Source organism: Plantibacter sp. T3, assembly GCF_902506515.1.
GTDB lineage: Bacteria > Actinomycetota > Actinomycetes > Actinomycetales > Microbacteriaceae > Plantibacter > Plantibacter auratus.
In genome coordinates this window covers 1,772,771-1,790,065 of sequence record NZ_LR733286.1, presented here as the reverse complement: position 1 = coordinate 1,790,065, position 17,295 = coordinate 1,772,771, and the positions used below count along the sequence as shown (strand labels likewise).

Below are 17,295 nucleotides of genomic sequence, written 5' to 3'. Positions count from 1 at the left end.
CTAGCCTCGCGGCATCGTCTCTTCAAGATACCCGAGACCACCCGCGTCATCGTAGCCGGGGCCGCTGGACATCAGCGAGGTCGACACGACGTCGACGACGAGCGCGGTCACGTTGTCCCGTCCGCCGGCGGCCAGCGCGAGCTCCACGAGGCGGTCGGCGGCACCCTCGAAGCCCTGCGACAGGACCTCGGCGATCCGTTCGTCGGACAGCTCACCGGTGAGCCCGTCGGAGCAGAGGAGGAACCGCTGCCGCCCGGCGACGGGGAGGAGCCAGACGTCCGGGTCGATGCCGGCCTCGACACCGATCGCCTTCGTCACGATGTTGCGGTCGGGGTGTTCGCGCGCCTCCTCCTCCGTGATGGAACCGGCGTCGACGAGTTCCTGCACGGCCGAGTGGTCGACGGTGATCCGACGGAGTGCGCCATCGGCCCAGGTGTACACGCGAGAGTCGCCGACGTTGAACACCATCCAGTGCAGATCGGTCTGCGGCGACAGCGCCACGAGCGCGAGACCCGCGACGGTCGTGCCGATGACCCCGTTCGGCGTGGGGATGCTGCGGATGACCGCGTTGGCGGCGACGATCGTGGTCACGACCGCCTCGGTCGTCGTCGGCATGCCGATCGGGATGCCGCGTTCGAGCGCCGCCGCGACCTCACGGCTCGCGACCTCGCCGCGTTCGTGCCCGCCCATGCCGTCGGCGACCACGAAGGCGGGCGCGCCGGCGTAGAACGCGTCCTCGTTCAGGCGTCGGACCAGCCCGGTGTCGGTCCGGCCCTCGCTGCGCAGGGTGTGCGTGGACCGCGCGGTCTCGATCGTCGTCATCCCGCACCGCCCAACGCGGCGGGAAGGGTCGGTACCTCGCCCGGCCAGCTTCCGTACCTCGCGTCGAGGTCGGAGCTCGAGAGCTCCACGGAATCGCCACCGGCGTACTGCTCGGAGGCGATGTCCAACGTGGCGAGGATGGCGATCGTCGACTCGACGGTCTGTCCGGGCGCGTCGAAGGCGAATCGCACGAAGCGCCCACGGTCGACCTCGTCCTGGGAAGCGAGCTGCGCGAGGGAGTAGTCCACGAGGGCACCGGGGTCGCCGGTGAAGGCGTCGGTCGCCGAGAGCGTCGCGGTGACGTACGCCGTCGTGCCGTCCCAGGCGCGGGCGGCCCTGAAGTCGGCCCCGGGGATCTCGGCGACCGCTTCCTCGACGGCGGCCAGTGTCCGGTCCGGGGTGCGGGCCGGGGTGCGTTGCGCCGTCGGCGCTGCCGTCCCGCAGGCGGTGAGGAGCCCCAACAGGACGACCGACACGGCGCCGGATCGGACGATGGTGCTGATGCGCATGGAAGGCCTCACGGTCGGGAACGGGCTGTGGACGGGCGACCCGGTGTCGGGCCGCGGTCGATCATCTCCGCGTAGGACTGTAGTCGGTCACCTGTTGATCACCGCTGAAGAAGCCGCTCGCCGAGTCCAGGTAGGCGTCGACGCTCGGGTCTCCCGACGACGACGTCTCGTCCGCCATCATCTCGTACCGCTGCGCGTTGTGGGCACTCGCGATCCCCGGATCCTGCTGTTCCGGGTTGACGCCGCCCAGTCGCGGGGCGTCACCCTGGACCGTCGTCCAGTTGGCCGAGTCCGGGTTCCCCTGTCCGTCGAGCCGGGCGACCGGATCCTCGTTGAACTCCATCGAGAGGACCTGCACGTCGTCGGGGATGTCGAACCGTGCGATCGGCGAGCCCGCCGTGACGACGTGCGTGACGTTGTAGCCGAAGTCCGGGTCCGAGGCCAGCGACCCGGCGGTGATCCCGCCGAGGCTGAAGCCCTCGAGCATCACCGGGTCCGTCGGCGAGATGCCGGCGGCGGCCATCGCGTCCTTCACCGCCTGGCCGAGCGCCGTCTGTTCACCCTGCATGGCAGCGATGTCCGAGGTGAGGTCGTTCGAGATCGCGCCACCGTGCGGATCCCAGACCTGCGTGCTCGGGATCTGCACGATCCAGCTCGGCGGCGGTCCGGCCGACTGGATCACGCGGATGTTGCTGAGCTCGTCCTCACCCTTGTCGATGTCCGCCGAACCCTGCAGGAGGTCGCCGAGGTCGGTGACGGTTCGGTCTCGAGACACGGCGAGCGGCTGTGAGGGGTCGTCGGGATCCATGGCGAGTCCGCCCCGCCCGTCGTCGAAGAGGCCGAACCGGCCGCCACCGGTGGCGATGGCGTCGATCGCCTGCTCATAGGTGAGCGGCGGCCAGCCCTGGCCGGTCACGACCGACATGAGTCCGTTGAAGCCGGGCAACAACCCGGGGAGGAAGGTGAGGCCGGCCAGCAGGCCTGGAGCGCCGTCCGTGAGGATGTCCTCGATCCACGCGTTGTCGCCCAACCATTCGTTGGCCGCCTGACCTGCGATCGGAGCGAGTTCCTGCAGTCTCGCGAGTGCGTCCGCATACGTCGCGGCGGTCCGGTCGATGACCTCCTGCGGTGAGTAGGCGGCGATCGAGTTGGCGGTGAACAGTCCCGCGACGCCGGCCGGCGAGAGCAGCAGCCAGGGGTTGTCGCCGATCTGGTCCAGCGTCTGCTGGGCGCCCTCGACCAGCGAGTCGACACCCTCGACGACGACGTTGACACCTGCCACGGTGAGCATCCACGCCCCGCCCACCACCGCCACGCCCGCCGCTGCGACGAGGCCGACCGGCACCGCGAGGACGCCGATGACGAAGGCGACCCCGTTGTGGAGGGCGACGGTCGCCGCGGCGATCAGCTGGTCGGCGGTCTCATAGGCGACCACGGCGCCCTCGAGGAAGACGGCGGAGACGCCGGTCTCGGTCGCCACGAGGAGCAGGGAACCGGAGGCGAGGACGATGGCGCCTTCCGCAGCCGCCCCCGTCACCGGCGACAGGATCATGGATTCGAGCAGGTCGCCGTCGACCGCTTTCGCAGCGGCCGTGCCCGAACGCCCGATCAGCTCGGTCGACAACGTGGCGAGTTGCTGCGCCTGCAGTCGCATGTCGTCGAGCTTCGCGCCGACGCCTCCGGCTCCACCGGAGACCGTGATGCCGCTCATGCCCGTGCTCCCTGGATGGTCGCGGCGATCGCCAACACCTCGGCGACGATGTCCGCGCGACGGACGGCCCGGAGCGAGACCCGGGTCCCCTCGGCGACGGTGGACGGGTCCATACCCGCCGCTTCGACGTCCGGAGTGTCGACCGACACGGCGACCCAGCCGTCGGCACCACGGAGCCACGTGTCCGTCCACCGTCTCATGGGCTCCCCGCTCCGGGAGAGTGCGTCGAGCCGGAAGCCGCCGTCGATCCGCTGGGCGACGCCGCCGAGGAGCACTGCGGCCTGCGGGCTGTGGAGCTGTTCGACGACCGCGCCGACGACGTCCGGTCGGTCCTGTCGGAGCGCGAGGACGAGCGCCTCGGCGTCCGCGAGCGGGAGGACGACCACCTCGGTCGAACGACCCCGCGTGTCGGGGACGTCGTGGAGCGCGGAGAGGGGTCGCAGGAGTTGCTGCGCCAGGCCGGCGGTGTCGAAGGCGCGGATCTCGACGGCGTCCTCGTCGCGCGCGGCCGTGCCGTGGTCGGCGACGGACGCGTCCGAGTGGTCGACCCGCTGCGTCCGCAACAGCGCCAGAGCGTGCGCGCCGATCACGGAGACGGACTGGATCGCCGTCCGGTCGAGGGTCCAGCAGGAGGCGTCGACGGCCGCCGTCGCGAACTGCGGCATCGACAGGAAGGCGGCGAAATCGGGATCGACGTCAGCGGTGAGGTCGTCCGGGAGGGTGTCGTCGCCACGGGCGAGGAGTCGCCGCTCCCGGAGCCGCGCGACGGCTCGCTGCTCGCGCTCCCGGACCTCGGCGGGCTGCACGTCCGAACCCCATTCGGTGTGGAAGGCGGGTGGCAGCACGATGTGCGGGGTGCGGTGCTCCAGGACGTGGAGTTCGTCAGCGGTCAGCAGGAAGGCTGCCGCTGCCGGAGCCGGGCGGGTACGGGTCATGGGCATCAGGGGGTCCATCCTCGGCTGCGGTAGAGGTCTGCCAGGTCCAGCCAGCTGCGGTCACCGGGTGTCGGAAGCGATGGCGTGGAGGCGACGATGTCCTTGGCCTGGTGCACGAGGAAGTCCGGGACCTCCTGGCCGAAGAACTCGAACACCTTCGCGGCACCGTCCTTGACGGTCTCGACCGCGCCGGAGACGAGGTTCACCGCGTCGTTCCAGCGGTCGCCCACCCAACGCGCGGCATCTTCGATGAGCTGCTTCACGTGTTCGACGGCGGTCGCGTGCGCGTCGAGCTTGTCGGCCGCGTCGTCGAGCTGCGTCGCCGAGTTCTCGAGCGAGACCGCCCGGGTGCCGAGCTGCTCGATGAAGGTCTCCGCCGCGGTGGAGGTCCACGCGAGCTCGGCGGCCGAGCGGAGGTCTCCGGCACGGCTACGGACCTCGGTCGCGAGGGTTCGTAGCTCCGTCGCGCGGAGGCGGATCTGTTGGGTGTCGCCGTACACTGCTCGCTCCTCGTCGCGTGGTGCTGCGTCGCTGTCGCCGTGGGTCGCCTTCGCCGGAAAACCCGCGCGCCCTCACCGACACCTGGTCGGGAGGGCGCGCAGAGCGAAGCCGACGGTGGTGACTACTGACCGGCGCCGGCAGCGAGCGCTGCGTCGGTCTGCTCGAGCGTGGTCACAGCGTTGTTGAGGTAGCCCGACAGCTTGTCGAGGTGCTGGATCGTGACCGTCGCGCTCTGCGTGAAGGCCGTGTAGGTCTCGTTGAAGGTGCCGGACGCGGTGTCGGTCTGGAACCCGGAGGACACGAGGTTGTTGATGAGGGTCTGGAGGCGGTTGAGCGTGGTCTCGACCTCGCCCTTACCCGTCGTCAGGTTGACGGCGGCCTGCTTGATCTCGCTGTAGTTGACGTTGATGTTGGCCATGAGTCTTGCTCCTTCGTTGTGGTCACCGGCACCGTCGGTGCCTTCATCATGTAACCACAACGCCTCGCGGGAGCACATGGGGAGCACTCCCCATGCAGTCCCCACCCAGGGACGACGCCGCTCAGGCGACGGGGAACTCGGGCGCGATCGGCAGCTGCACGCGCGACAGTGCACCGCGGTTCGCGTAGATCCCGCGCCCCTGCGGGAAGTCCTTGCGCGCGAGCCTGGGGAAGGTCGTCCGGAGGACGAGGTCGCCCTCCATCTGCTCCGGCTGCAGCAGGATGCCCCGCCTGGCGCTCTTGATCTCGCCCATGAGCGGCCAGGACGACGACCAGCCCGACACCTCGTTCTCGGCGATCACGAGATGGTCGCTGCGTTTGATGGCCTTGATGAGCTCCACGAGCGGCGGGTCGGCGATGCCGTTGAGGTAGTCCGACAGCGTCTCGATGACGACGACCGTCCGGCCGGTCACCGTCTCGGCCGCGATCGCGGCGGACAGCGCCTTCGCCTGCTCGGCGATCGTCTCGGGGGTGACGGCCGACTCGTCGAAGCGCAGCTCCCGCAGCAGTTCCGAGCGCTTGGAGCCGAAGTAGACGAAGCGCGTCGCCGGATCGAAGCGTCGCATGGCGCCGACCAGGGATGCGACGGCGTTCGTCCGACCGCTGCCGGGAGGGCCGCCGACGAGGAACGCGCCGGACGGGTCGAACCCGATCGGTGCGAGGTCGGCGTCGCCGATGCCGAGTACGGGGCGGTCGCCGACCCGCTCGGGCAGTTCGCGCGCCTCGATCTCCTTCGGCAGTGCGCCGATCGGCGGGGCCGTGATCGTGGCTCCCGCGCGGGACATGGCCTCCGCGAGCCGGACTGTCGCGACCGACTGGTCCGAGAGCACCGGCGAACCACCGAGGATCGCGACCTGGACCTCGAGTCCGTCGACGATCGCCCGGCCGGCGGGCGACTCGGGGCCGAGGATGTCCTTCGGCACGCCGAGGAGCTGGTAGCCGGTCTCGTCCGCGAGGCGCAGCACCACGCGTCGCTGCACACCGGAGCTGATGTTCGTCGGGACGGAGCCCGGGCGGTCGGCCGAGAACGCGATGTTCACGCCGAGCTGCCGGCCGTCGGTGATGAGCTGCTGGAACAGCGTGTACCACGAGGACAGGCCGAGCGTCGTCTCGTACTCCTGCCGGAAGGACTGGAAGCCGTCGACGAGCAACAGGATGCGGCGCTCGTCGTTGCGACCCGAGACGCGGCGGTAGTCGGTGATGGAGGACGCGTTCGCCTCGGCGTACCGGACGCTGCGCTCGTCGACGATCTCCTTGATCCGGCGGAGCAGTCGGATGACGCGCTCCTGGTCGTCGCCGGGGATGATCGAGCCGACGTGCGGCAAGGCCTCCAGCATGCGGAGGCTGCCCGCGCCGAAGTCGAGGCCGTACACCTCGACCGGACCGCCACGCGGCGTGATGCCCGCCGCGGTGGCGAGGGTCCGCAGGACGGTGCTCTTGCCCGATCCGCCGGTGCCGAACACGGCGATGTGGCCGTCGACGTCAGGCCGGAAGTAGACCGGGCGCTGCTCCTGCGAGTCCGGGAGGTCGGCGACACCGATGAGCAGTTCGGCGTCGGACCGTTGACGGAGCTTGCTGAGGTCGTAGACGGGCGCCAGCTCGTCGAGCCAGGGCCGTCGCGGCGCCGGGATGGATGCGCGGTCGGCTGCGGCGATGATGCTCGCGACGAGCCGCTGCTGGTCGGTGGGGCCGAGGTCGCGCTCCTCCTCGGCGTCGGCCGCGCGGGGCTCCTCCCAGCGCGTCTCACCGCCGAACCGCAGCTCCCGGACCTCGATGTCGGAACGCTTGGGCTCGTCGCTCGTCCAGCCGCCCGCATAGCCGGACTGGAAGATGCTCAGGCGCCCTGGACCCGTCTTCGCGATGCCGCGGCCGGGGACGCCCGGGTCGAAGTGCGCCGCGTCCTTGACGCCGACCACGTCCTGGCTGTCGGACTCGTCGGCCATGCGCAGCGCGACGCGGAGGTTGGTGTTCGCGCGCAGGTTGTCCTTGATGACACCGGCGGGTCGCTGGGTCGCCATGATGAGGTGGATCCCGAGCGAGCGACCGCGCTGGGCGATGTCGACGACGCCGTCGACGAACTCCGGGACCTCGCCGACGAGCGCCGCGAACTCGTCGATGACGAGGACCAGGGCGGGTGGTGAGTCGGGGTCGCCCCGCTTCTCGAGCTCGAGGAGGTCCTTGGCCTTCTTCCGGTTGAGCAGGTGCTCGCGGAAGTGCAGCTCGGCGCGGAGGCTCGTGAGCGCCCGGCGGACGAGGTGCGGGCTGAGGTCGGTGACGAGTCCGACGCAGTGCGGGAGCGTCACGCAGTCCGCGAAGGCCGAACCGCCCTTGTAGTCGACGAAGAGGAACGAGACGCGGTCGGGGCTGTACTCGGCCGCCATCCCGAGCACCCAGGCCTGCAGGAACTCGCTCTTACCGGCACCCGTCGTCCCGCCCACGAGGGCGTGGGGGCCCTGGGCGCGGAGGTCGAGATGCATGGCGTCGACACCGCCCGATCCGACGGTCGCGCGCAGCTGGCCGGCCCGGCGGGGCTTCGGCGGGAGCCCGGGCGTGCGGTCGTGGATCGAGGAGTTCTGCCGCCAGCGGTCGACCACGGCGTCGCTCGAAGTCGTGAGCTCCGGCCCGAGCAGCGTCACCATCGACACCGACCGCGGGAGGTCGCTCGAGTCCTCGACGAGGGCGCCGGCGTCGATCACGGATGCCATACGTCGCGCGTAGTCGAGGGCCGTCACCGGGTCGACGAACTCCGGGCGGGCGTCGTCGACGGAGTAGCCGAGGCGGACCATGCCGACCGTCGCCGGCGCGTCGACGCCGGCCCCGGCCTCCGGGACCTGCAGGAAGGTGCGGCAGGCGGCGGGGAGCGAGACGACGTCGTCGGCGATCCAGATCGGGAAGACCCCCGCGTCCGCCGCGATCTCGGCGAGCTGGACGAGGCGTGCGCGGTCGACGCCGACGTCGTCGGAGATGAGCAGGACGATCGCGGGGATCGGGGACTTCGTGCCGGTGTCGTTGGAACTCTTCGTCCCGATCTCCGCGCCGCGCTCCTGGGCTGCCTGCTTCTCGGAGATGGCTCCGCGTCGGGCGTCGCCGGCCCGGGCCGCCTGCAGGCGGGTCTGGACGAGCTCCTCGATCGCGGCCAGCAGCAGGTTGCCGCTCGACACGCTGTCGGCGAGGTGGCCGACGTCGAGCGGGCTGTTCGGCGAGGACGCGTGCGGGAGCCACTTGACCCACGAGAGGGCGTTCGACCACGCGGGCGAGACGATCGCCGAGACGACGACCTCGGCCGGCGAGTGGAGGGCGGTGAGCTGGACGAGGATGCCGTTCACCGCGCCCCCGGCCGTCTGCGGTGAACCGGCGATGCCGAGCGCGCCGGCGTCGTAGAGGTTGTCGATGATCGGCACGTCGGCGACGGTCGCGTACTGGTCCTTGAGCTTCTCGAGTCGTTCCTGGAACTCCGGCAGGAAGCTGTCGCGGGCCTTCGCCGAGACCTCGTTGCGCGACGGCATCGTGCCGACGCCGAGTCGGAGGTTCAGGAAGGACCAGTGCTCGGGGCGCCTGGTCCACAGCAGCGGCCCCCGTGTGAGCGCGTGCTTGAGCGCCTCGGAGGTGGACGGTGCCTCACGCATGCGGACGTCGTGCTCGATCTCCCGCTCGGCCGCGAGCTGCTTGCCGAGGGACTCGAGCCGCTCGTCGAAGATCTTGATCTGCTGCTTGAGCTTGCGCTTGTTGCGCCCGCGACCGGTGAAGTAGTTGCCGATGAGCATGAGCGGCGTCATGGCGATGAAGATCAGTGACAGCGGATTCTTCGTGAAGAAGTACATCGCGCCACCGAGGAGCATGGGCGTGAGCATGCCGAGGAGCGGGAACGGCTGGTTCTCGCGCTCGGTCGGCGGCTCGGGAGCGGGGAAGGTCTCCCCCGCGTAGCGCTGTTCGACGCGCGGCGAGCGGTTGAAGTACACCGGCCCGGCCTTCGGGACGACACCCGCGCGGCCGACGGTCCCGGCGAAGCCGATCTCGACCTCGGTGTCGCCGATGAGCACGCGCTCCGGCTCGATGACCTTGAGTCGAGGCACGATGCCGCCGTCGACGACGATGCCGTTGGCCGCGCCGAGGTCGACGAGTTCGATCTCGCCGCCGACTTCGAGGCGTGCGTGACGCTTCGAGACGAGCGGGTCGTCGAGGACGATGTCGCAGCTCGCCTCACGTCCGATGGTCCAGCTGCCGGCGGGCAGGGTGAACTCACGGCCGGCGTCGTCGCCGGAGAGGACCCGCACGACGGCGACGGCGGGCGCCTGGCCGGTGCGCGCCGCGGAGTAGTAGACGCCCGCGTCGGCGAGCTCGATGACGGCACCCGAGCCGACCCACGCCTCGCCGATGGGGGCCTCCGGCGGGAGCGGGAGGGTCTCGGTCGAGCCCGGCAGGCGCGCGTGCAGCGTGAAGTCGGCGTTCGCGGAGTCCGGCCCCTGCGGGTCGACGCGCGCGATGGTCGACGCGACCTCCGCGATGCTCGCCGCCGCGTCCGTCGTCACGACGATGTCGGCGGACGACCCGGACGGCCTGGTCAACGTCAGCTTGATGCGCATGCAGGATCCCCTTGGAAGTGCGGGCCGCTCGACGCGACCTCGATCAGCCTAGCGACGGAAGCGGTACCGGCCTCGATCTCGGACCGGCCGGATCAGTCTCGGGTCGGCCGGACGATCCGCTCGACGTCGTCGACGGTCGACGGTTCCGGTGCGGGGTCGAACAGGGCGACGGGCGGGTCGACGGTCGAGCAGTCGAGGTCCGGGACGTTGACCGTCGACGTGACAGTCCTGGACCCGTCCTCCTGGGCGAGCCGGTACTCGATTCCGCGCGCACCGGGCACGGCCGGCGGGGTGCCGCCCTCGCTCGCCCATTGCTCGGCGACGCACCCGCGGACGGACGCTGTCGCGTCCTCCGGGACGCCGGTCACCTCGACGGGGGCGAACGGGAGTGGTCCCGGCAGGACCTCGGTGCTCCCACCGCTGGTCACCTGGTCACGGGCGGCGCTGTAGAGCCTCGACCGCAGGTCGTAGGAGGTCGTCTCCGTGAGCGACGCCAGCGAGAAGTCGTTGCGGTTCACGGCGATCGCCTGCGCCTCCAGGGATGCGCGGACGGTCTCCACCCACGGGTCGCCTTCGAGGGGACCCTCCGGTGCCGCGGACGTCCAGACGGTCGTCGGCATGGGCGCCGGTCCGTCGTCCGTCGGCGTGCAGGCCACCAGCGAGCCGAGGACCAGGGTTGCGAGGGCGACCGGACCGATCACCCGCACATCAACCCTCCGCATCCGCCTGATACGCGTCGAAGGCGTTCGAGGCGTTCGTGGCGATGGAGGCGAGGGTGCGGGTGCTCCCGGAAGCCGGGTCGATGATGTCGTCGAGCGCATCCCGGTTGTCCTGCACCCAGTCCCACCAGACCTCGGCGTCGTTCGTGGTCGGCGGGACGAGACCCTCCGGCGGCGAGAGCTCCATGAGCGTCTGGGCGACACCGATCTGCGTCGCACGCAGACGGGCGTCACCGCCGTCCTCGAGCTGGGTGAGCAGATCGTCGTGCGAGCCGGCCCAGGCGTCGCCGGCCGCGCCGGTCGCCGCGTCCGTCAACTGCCCGCGCACGTAACCGATCCCCTCGCTCGCGATTTTCTCGGCGACCGCGTCACCGAGCGTCCCGACCAGCTTGTCGAGCCCCGGGATCGGGAGCATCCCGACGCCGGTCTCGACGACACCGATGGCCGACTGGACGGCCTCGTCGTGACGCGTGGCCTCGCCGAGGTCGACACCGGCCGTGCTGCCGTCGAGCACGGACTGCAGCATGGAGACACGGGTGGCCGCGTCCACAGGGCTGTACAGGCCGAGCTCCGCTGCGCCGAGGACCGTGTTCTGGTAGTCGGTGACGACGGCGTGCAACGCTTCGGCACCGCCGCCGTTGCTCCCGGCGATCCCGAGGATCCGAGCGAGCGCCTCGGGTGAGAGGTTTGCGTAGACGCGCGGATCGCCCTCGACGCCGTACGGGTCGATCGACGTCGTGGGGTCGGAGGCACCATCCGGGTTCTGGCCCACCATCGGGTGCTCGACGAGCCCCGGGATCTGCGGCGCCAGGGCGTCGACCAGCTTGACGCTCCCCAAGTCGCTGATGTTCTCACTCGTGAAGTGCGGGTTGCCCGCGACGTAGCCCTCGGCGTCCTCGGTGGCACGCGGCTCGCCGATGAGCCGCGAGATGACGTCGTGGCTGAGGGTCGACGCACGGTCCCAGGCTTCGGGGCTGTACGCGGTGCCGTCGGTCGGCCCGCCCGGGATGGACTGGGCACCGTCCCAGAGGGCGAGGACGCCCTCGAACCCGTCGAGGCCCGAGTCCCGGCGTCCGTACCAGTACTCGATCCGGTTCGCACCCAGATCGTCCGAGGCGTACGGCTCGTCCGGATACATGGGGGCGTCACGGTACGGGTCATCCTCGGTGGAGGTCAGCCAGTCCATCGCCGCCTCGGGATACTCCCCGAGGGTGCTGAAGACGCGCGAAGTCCAGTCGCCGAGCCGGTTGACGTCGTACCCGGCCTGCTCGGCCTCGGCGAGACTCAGGAACCCGCCCGGGCCCATGATGCCCTGGCCCGGACCGTACAGGCCCTCGCTGGCGCCCGGGAACCCTCGTTCCATCTCGTCGGCGATGTTCGCCAGGCCGACCGTCGTCGACTCGCCGATCGGGCTGTCTTGCTCATCGCCGAAGAGGAACGCAAGGCTCGTCCAGCTGTCGGTACCGTGGACGGAGGCGGAGCCGTTGTACAGCTCCTGGGCGAACCCCTGCCCCACCCCGTCTGTCCAACGCTGCGACCCGACGGACAGACCACTCCGCACGGACTGCGCGAGGAGGAGGGCTGCACCGGCCTCCATCCAGCCGTTTGCTCCAGCGTCGTCGATCCGGCTGATGAGCGAGATGAGGTCCTCGCCGCCGAGAGCGAGGTTCATCTGCGCCATCACCGACGGGTCGTTGCCGTAGAGGGCGTACAGCGACTGGAGCTGCGTCGCCAGTTCGGATTCGAACGTGCCGTTGCCGAGCTCGGAGGCCATCTCGGCCATGCCCTGCGCGATCGCGGTCGGCGTGAGGTCGCCGGCCGAGGTGATGCCGATCGCGGCGAGTGCGGCCTGCTGCCGATCCCAGTTGTCGCCACCGGGCGAGGACAGCGCCGAGACGAGCGCGGCGTCGGCGGCTTCGCGTTCCTCGGACAGCGCGTCGAGGAGCCGCTGCGCGCTCGCGCGGTCGGAGACGGCCGTCTGGTGCACCTGATCGCGCTGGGCCTGCTCGAGTGGGCTGGGGCCGCCCTGGGGGTCCAGGTACTGCTGGTTCGCGGTGATGTTGGCCTGGAAGATCATCTCCGTGTAGGTCGCCGCACGCGACTTGATGCCGTCCACGGTCGTCGTGTACGTCGAGATCGCCGCACGAACCGCCGCCAGCTCCGGCACGACCGCGTCGATCTTCCCCATCGGCGTCGACAGGGAGGACACCCACGTGGTCGCGGCGTCGCCCGTCCAGATCGCGTCCGAGATCCCGCCCTGCGCGGCGAGCGCAACGGCGCGTGCATCGGTCAGGGCCGTCTCCGTCGTCTGGATGGTGGTCGCGGTGGTGCCGAGCGCACCCGAATCGATCCGCCCGGGATCATCTGCAGTCCAGTTCGCCATCAGCCCTGTGCCTCCTCCGCGATCGCCGCTTCCGTCTGCTGCCAGACGCTCACCGTCTCGCTTGCGACCCGGCCGGCCTCCACCATCGCTCCGCCGGCGAGGGAGACGTGCACGGACACCCACATCGCGAAGCTCTCCGCGGCCGTCGTCACTGCACTGCTGCAGCTGCCGGAGAAGTCGAGGGGGACGTTCTGTGGAAGCCCGGATCCGCTGGGTGTCAGTGGCGCGGCGACGGCCAGGATCTGGTCCCCGTCGACGACGAGTGGTTGCTCGCTCATCATTCCCCTTCGTAGCCCCGGCACCGGTGGTCTGCACCGCAGTACCGGACAGTGGTCCGGCGTGTACGTCGTTCAGCGTAACCGAGCGAGGACGACGCGACGATGGGGAGCACTCCCCATGCACGAAGTGGTCAGCCCGCGACCACCCGGATCGGGAACTCGCCGATCCCGATCGTCGAACCGGCCTCCACGACGTAGGCCTCGCCGGGTTGGCACACGGTGACGGCGCCGGACGCGTCCGTGATCGTCGTGCCGTTCGTGGAGTGCAGATCCGTCACGCGGAGCGACCGCCGACCGGGTACGACGACCGTGTGCGTCTTCGAGACGGACATGCGCGGGTCGACGAGTGAGCGCAGCTCGGCGTCGGGCTGTTCCGGCCGCGCCGCAGGGTTGCGGCCGAGCAGGATCGGCCCGCGGAGCGGGATGCGCTCGCCGTCGGGCAGCTCGAGCGCGAAGTCCCCCGCTCGCAGCGACGCCGAGACGACGGTGGCACCGAGATCCGCTCCCGGTGTCGGGACCACGGTGTCCGCTGCTGGCCGGACCGGTCCCGGCACGTTCGGCTCAGGCGCACCCGGGGATACCGGCGCACCGGCGAACAGTCCCGGCGGAACAGTGATCTGCAGCTCCGGCGGGACCGAGGACGTCGATGTGGCCGGAGCGCGCGTCTGAGCGGGTGCGACCGGTGGCTCACGGAACTGCGGCTCAGGAGCGGGTGGCTCGACGACGAGCGGCGTCGGTTCAGGCGCGGACCCCGCGGGAGCCCACATCGGTTCGGGAGCCGGAGCTGCGGTCCCCGGGGCCCCAGTGACCGGAGTCTCGGGCACGGCACGTTCGGGAGCCGTCACCTGGGCAGCCGGAGCCTCGAAGACCGGAGCCGGCTCGGCGGACGTCGGGGTCGATACGGCAGGGGACGGTGTCGACACATCGGCCGTCGCCGGAGTCCAGCCCGGGGCGACCGACCCGTCCGTGACCGGGACGTGTGCGGATGCACCCGTAGGAGACACTTCTGCGCTGCCCGGCGCCGCTGCTGGACGCGGAGCGAGGACGGTCCGAGCGCCGTGCACCCGCAGGGTGGCGGAGGCGTCGGGGTCGGACTCGGTCACCAGCTCGGCGAGCGCGCGCAGGAAGCTCAGGAACGGCTCCTGCCCGAGCAACGAGCGCTGACGCCGACGCTTCTGGACGCCGTGCTGCATGATGAACGTCGCGGCGGCCGTTCCCCGTGCGGACGGGGCGGTCGTGATCGCGAACGCGAGCAGCGGAGCCGGATCGTCGACCGAGACGAGCCGCAGGCGGATGTCCGCGCTCGTCCCACCGTCGATCGCGACGTAATGCCTGGTCTGCTGCGCATCCTCACCGGAGGCGGCGACCGCACGTTGGACGAGCGCGACGACGTCGTCAGCGGTCCCCGCGAGGTCGAGATCCAGACCGGTGTCGGTCAGGTCGGGTGATCTCATCGGTGGTTCCTCCCCAAGCGCCGTCGGCCGACGACGGCAACGGATCGATTATCGCCTACGCCGTCGCCCTCATGGGGAGGGTCGAGCAGCGCACCGCGCGGGCGGGCCCGGGGTGGACGTCGCATCGGCTCACCGCGCGTCGTGCTCCCACGGCCAGCGCGGGGTCGGACGCCGCCCGGTCGACGACGTGGCGACGGCGGCGGCCGCGAGGACGATGACGAGCGCCAGCACACCGACGGTGACCGAGAACGGCCCGGTCAGTGTCGTCACGGCGAAGGCGGCGGCGTCCGGTCCGTCCCGGCTGGCGATCGCGTCGAACACGCCGCCGCTCACGCCGTACGCGAGCCAGGCGAGGAGCCCTGCGAGGACCGCGGAGCCGACCGAGACGCGCAGCGGGGTGCGGCGCGTCTCACGGATGATCCCCCAGAGGACCACGATCGTTGCGACCACGACCATGAGCGGACCGGTCAGTGGGCCGGCGTCCGGGTCGGTCACGACGTCGAGGTCTGCCAGCAGGCTGATGAACCCGAAGGCGCAGACGACGAGTGCCACGTAGGTGACCGCTGCGAACGGGGCGATCCACCAGGGACCGCGTTCTCCGTCCGCGTCACCGGTCATGCTCAGCGGGCGGTCGTCGGTCCGGCTTCGAGGACGCGCTCGTACTCGGCACGCGCCTCGAGGTTCGCCTCGCGCACCTTGCGGCCGCGGGCGGCGATCCAGCCACCGAACCAGACGGGGATCTCGCGGGCGACGACGAAGGCGAGGACCGGCCCGAACGTGAAGGCGACTCCGGTGACCTCGGCGAGGATCTCGTCGATGCTGAGCGTCCAAGCGCGCTCCTGGATCAGGAACCCACCGACCCACGCGAGGAAGACGACCAGGCCGATGATGAAACCGCCGAGCACCCAGTGCACCCAGCCGGAACGGTTCACGATGGTCGCGGTCACGACCCAGGCCAGGAAGAAGCCTGCGGCGGCCATGAGGAACGGCCAGCTGGTGGCGATCTGGATGAGGTTCTCGACGAACGTACCGTCGCCTTCCAGCACCAGCTGGAGGCCCGCGACGGCCGCCGCGTAGAGGCCGGCGAAGATGATGGTGCCGAGGAGACCGATGAGGATGCCGAAGCCGCGGTTGCCGCGGACCTCCGGCTCGGAGGGTGCCTGGACGTACAGCGGGAAGGCCTGCTGCTGTTCGGTCTCGGCGGCGGTGGCGGTCTCGGTCGCGCCGGAGCGGGCGACCGGCTCGTAGGCCGCGGCGGGGTACGGGTGGGCACCGGTGTCGGCCTGCCGGGTGGCCGCCGTCGACGTCGGGGTGCCGGCGGTGTCGTCGTCGTCGAAGTCGATGTTCGAGTACGCGCGCTGCGGCGTGTGCGGCTGGTACGGACGCGTCTCGCGCACCCCGGCGTCCGAGGCCGTGTCGGCGCGGTCTGCGACCCGACGGTCGTCGACGACCGGGTCCGCGCCGACGCCGTCCGCCGTGGTGATGGTGTCCTGCTGCACGGTGTCCTCGGAGAGGATGTCCCGCTCAGCCACGGGCCGCTCGGCCGCGGGCTGCTCGGATGCGGTCGTGGGACGCGCGGAGCCAGACGCGGTCTGGGCAGCCGCCGGAGTGCTCGGGTCGGTCGGCGATCCGGGCTCGGGGTTCTGGGTGCTCATCGCGTACTCCTTCGGCGGAAGCCAGTTCAGGAGAGCCCTCACGGCACTCCGCTCGCCACGGTAGCAAGCCGGGGCACGGATGCTCGGCAACCTCGCCGGGACTCGCTCACTCCCGTCGACCCGATTCAGGTCTGATTCATATCCGGAGGAAACGGTCTCCTCAGCTCCGCGCAGTTGAGTGGGACTTCTACCAGACATCTGTCGGATCACTGCCGATCCCGCGACGCCGACCCCCCACGGCGCATCCCCCGGAAAGGCCCCATGCCCGAGCAACTCCCCCACGACCGTCACGCCGACGCCCGTTCCCCGTTCAGGCGGCTCTCCTCCCGCTACCGCGCCCTTCCCCTGCGCGGGCGACGCGTGGTCGCCGGTACCGCTGCCGGAGCCGTCCTGCTCCTCGCCACCGCGGTCATCACCCCGATCGCGCTGCAGCAGTCCGACACGACCTCCTCTACACCGGCCGCGCAGGCGGTGGACGACACGACGTCCACGGTCCCGGCCTCCACGGTCAACGCCACGGCGGTCACCGCGATCTCCGCGACGACCGGTTCCGTCGCGGGTGGCAGCACCCTCACGGTGAGCGGTGTCGACGTGGACGGCGTGACCCGCGTCGTCTTCGGTGAGCAGGAGGCCCGGATCCTGTCGGCGACGAGCACCGAGGTGACCGTCGCGGTACCGGCAGCCACCGGCTTCTCCCCCGCCGACGTCGGCATCGCCGTCTACGCGGACGAACTCCGGGTCGACGGCGACGCGCTGAGCTACAGCTACGACATCACGAGCCCCGTCGACGCGCAGATGGCCTACGTGTTCACGCACTGGAACGACTACAACCTGGCTGAATACGGCTCGCTGGTCGACACCGACTGCGCGAACTTCGCCAGCCAGAGTCTGCTGGAACGCGGGTGGACGATGGACGAGGACTGGTGGGCCGAGGGAACCGGCGACGACTTCGACTTCTCGAAGGCCTGGGTCAGCTCGACGTTCTTCATGAACTACGTCGAGGAGCACCCCGAGCTCGCCACCGCTCTCGACGACACGCAGCGCGACCAGGTCAAGGTCGGTGACATCGTGCAGTTCGACTGGGACAACAGCGGGGACCGCGACCACACGGGCATCGTGTCGAAGGTCGAGACCACCGACGCTGGCACCCAGGTGTACTACGCGGGGCACACCGACGACACCGACTACCGAACCGTCGACGAGGCGATCACCGTCATCCACCCCGGCGCCTCCGTGTACTACTGGAGTATCGCCTAGCCCGCTGTTCG

At 70.7% G+C, this 17,295-nt stretch carries 13 protein-coding genes and 1 pseudogene; 1 reads left to right on the top strand and 13 read right to left on the bottom strand.

Translation table 11 applies throughout. The features are described from left to right. The 13 genes and pseudogenes from GV015_RS08595 to GV015_RS08535 form a co-directional block, all read right to left on the bottom strand. Positions 1-822, bottom strand: a complete 822-nt coding sequence (locus GV015_RS08595) for a PP2C family serine/threonine-protein phosphatase (RefSeq protein WP_159877938.1) — start codon at positions 820-822, stop codon at positions 1-3. After that, complete coding sequence (locus GV015_RS08590) at positions 819-1,331, bottom strand: hypothetical protein (protein WP_137242169.1); 513 nt, start codon at positions 1,329-1,331, stop codon at positions 819-821. Before GV015_RS08590 ends, GV015_RS08595 begins: the two co-directional genes overlap by 4 nt. A 61-nt stretch (positions 1,332-1,392) precedes the next feature. Further along, a complete protein-coding gene (locus GV015_RS08585; RefSeq protein WP_159877936.1) occupies positions 1,393-3,042 on the bottom strand; it encodes a hypothetical protein in 1,650 nt (549 codons plus the stop codon). Then, complete coding sequence (locus GV015_RS08580; RefSeq protein ID WP_159877934.1) at positions 3,039-3,983, bottom strand: hypothetical protein; 945 nt, start codon at positions 3,981-3,983, stop codon at positions 3,039-3,041. The genes GV015_RS08585 and GV015_RS08580 overlap by 4 nt, the downstream gene beginning before the upstream one ends. Further along, positions 3,983-4,480 (bottom strand): annotated as a pseudogene (locus tag GV015_RS08575) (hypothetical protein); the annotation flags it as partial. The gene GV015_RS08580 and the pseudogene GV015_RS08575, both read right to left, overlap by 1 nt. Before the next feature lie 119 nt (positions 4,481-4,599). After that, positions 4,600-4,896 (bottom strand): WXG100 family type VII secretion target, encoded by a 297-nt coding sequence (locus tag GV015_RS08570; protein ID WP_056008215.1) that lies wholly within the window; start codon positions 4,894-4,896, stop codon positions 4,600-4,602. 121 nt (positions 4,897-5,017) lie between these two features. Further along, entirely contained in the window at positions 5,018-9,538 is a 4,521-nt protein-coding gene (locus GV015_RS08565; protein ID WP_159877932.1) for an FtsK/SpoIIIE domain-containing protein, read from the bottom strand. A gap of 92 nt (positions 9,539-9,630) precedes the next feature. Next, positions 9,631-10,239, bottom strand: a complete 609-nt coding sequence (locus tag GV015_RS08560; protein ID WP_159877930.1) for a hypothetical protein — start codon at positions 10,237-10,239, stop codon at positions 9,631-9,633. 7 nt (positions 10,240-10,246) lie between these two features. Continuing rightward, positions 10,247-12,640, bottom strand: coding sequence for a hypothetical protein (locus GV015_RS08555; RefSeq protein WP_159877928.1), 2,394 nt, complete (start codon positions 12,638-12,640; stop codon positions 10,247-10,249). Beyond that, on the bottom strand, positions 12,640-12,918 hold the full coding sequence (locus GV015_RS08550; protein WP_124768801.1) for a hypothetical protein: 279 nt from the start codon (positions 12,916-12,918) through the stop codon (positions 12,640-12,642). The genes GV015_RS08555 and GV015_RS08550 overlap by 1 nt, the downstream gene beginning before the upstream one ends. Before the next feature lie 131 nt (positions 12,919-13,049). Further along, positions 13,050-14,372: an FHA domain-containing protein gene (locus tag GV015_RS08545; protein WP_159877926.1), complete on the bottom strand. Its 1,323-nt coding sequence runs from the start codon at positions 14,370-14,372 to the stop codon at positions 13,050-13,052. A 129-nt stretch (positions 14,373-14,501) separates the two neighbouring features. Beyond that, positions 14,502-14,990, bottom strand: a complete 489-nt coding sequence (locus GV015_RS08540) for a DUF6121 family protein (RefSeq protein WP_159877924.1) — start codon at positions 14,988-14,990, stop codon at positions 14,502-14,504. 2 nt (positions 14,991-14,992) lie between these two features. Continuing rightward, the gene (locus tag GV015_RS08535; protein WP_124768798.1) at positions 14,993-16,027 is read right to left on the bottom strand and encodes a hypothetical protein; all 1,035 of its coding nucleotides are present in this window, start codon (positions 16,025-16,027) and stop codon (positions 14,993-14,995) included. Positions 16,028-16,288: 261 nt separating this feature from the next. Between GV015_RS08535 and GV015_RS08530 the strand changes: the two genes are divergently transcribed. Continuing rightward, complete coding sequence (locus GV015_RS08530) at positions 16,289-17,284, top strand: amidase domain-containing protein (protein ID WP_159877922.1); 996 nt, start codon at positions 16,289-16,291, stop codon at positions 17,282-17,284. Positions 17,285-17,295 lie beyond the last annotated feature (11 nt).

Excerpts from the sequence above, each read along its gene's own strand:
- GV015_RS08595 (WP_159877938.1), bottom strand. The coding sequence starts at position 822 with ATGACGACGATCGAGACCGCGCGGTCCACGCACACCCTGCGCAGCGAG.
- GV015_RS08590 (WP_137242169.1), bottom strand. The coding sequence starts at position 1,331 with ATGCGCATCAGCACCATCGTCCGATCCGGCGCCGTGTCGGTCGTCCTG.
- GV015_RS08585 (WP_159877936.1), bottom strand. The coding sequence starts at position 3,042 with ATGAGCGGCATCACGGTCTCCGGTGGAGCCGGAGGCGTCGGCGCGAAG.
- GV015_RS08580 (WP_159877934.1), bottom strand. The coding sequence starts at position 3,983 with ATGCCCATGACCCGTACCCGCCCGGCTCCGGCAGCGGCAGCCTTCCTG.
- GV015_RS08570 (WP_056008215.1), bottom strand. The coding sequence starts at position 4,896 with ATGGCCAACATCAACGTCAACTACAGCGAGATCAAGCAGGCCGCCGTC.
- GV015_RS08565 (WP_159877932.1), bottom strand. The coding sequence starts at position 9,538 with ATGCGCATCAAGCTGACGTTGACCAGGCCGTCCGGGTCGTCCGCCGAC.
- GV015_RS08555 (WP_159877928.1), bottom strand. The coding sequence starts at position 12,640 with ATGGCGAACTGGACTGCAGATGATCCCGGGCGGATCGATTCGGGTGCG.
- GV015_RS08550 (WP_124768801.1), bottom strand. The coding sequence starts at position 12,918 with ATGAGCGAGCAACCACTCGTCGTCGACGGGGACCAGATCCTGGCCGTC.
- GV015_RS08545 (WP_159877926.1), bottom strand. The coding sequence starts at position 14,372 with ATGAGATCACCCGACCTGACCGACACCGGTCTGGATCTCGACCTCGCG.
- GV015_RS08540 (WP_159877924.1), bottom strand. The coding sequence starts at position 14,990 with ATGACCGGTGACGCGGACGGAGAACGCGGTCCCTGGTGGATCGCCCCG.
- GV015_RS08535 (WP_124768798.1), bottom strand. The coding sequence starts at position 16,027 with ATGAGCACCCAGAACCCCGAGCCCGGATCGCCGACCGACCCGAGCACT.
- GV015_RS08530 (WP_159877922.1), top strand. The coding sequence starts at position 16,289 with ATGCCCGAGCAACTCCCCCACGACCGTCACGCCGACGCCCGTTCCCCG.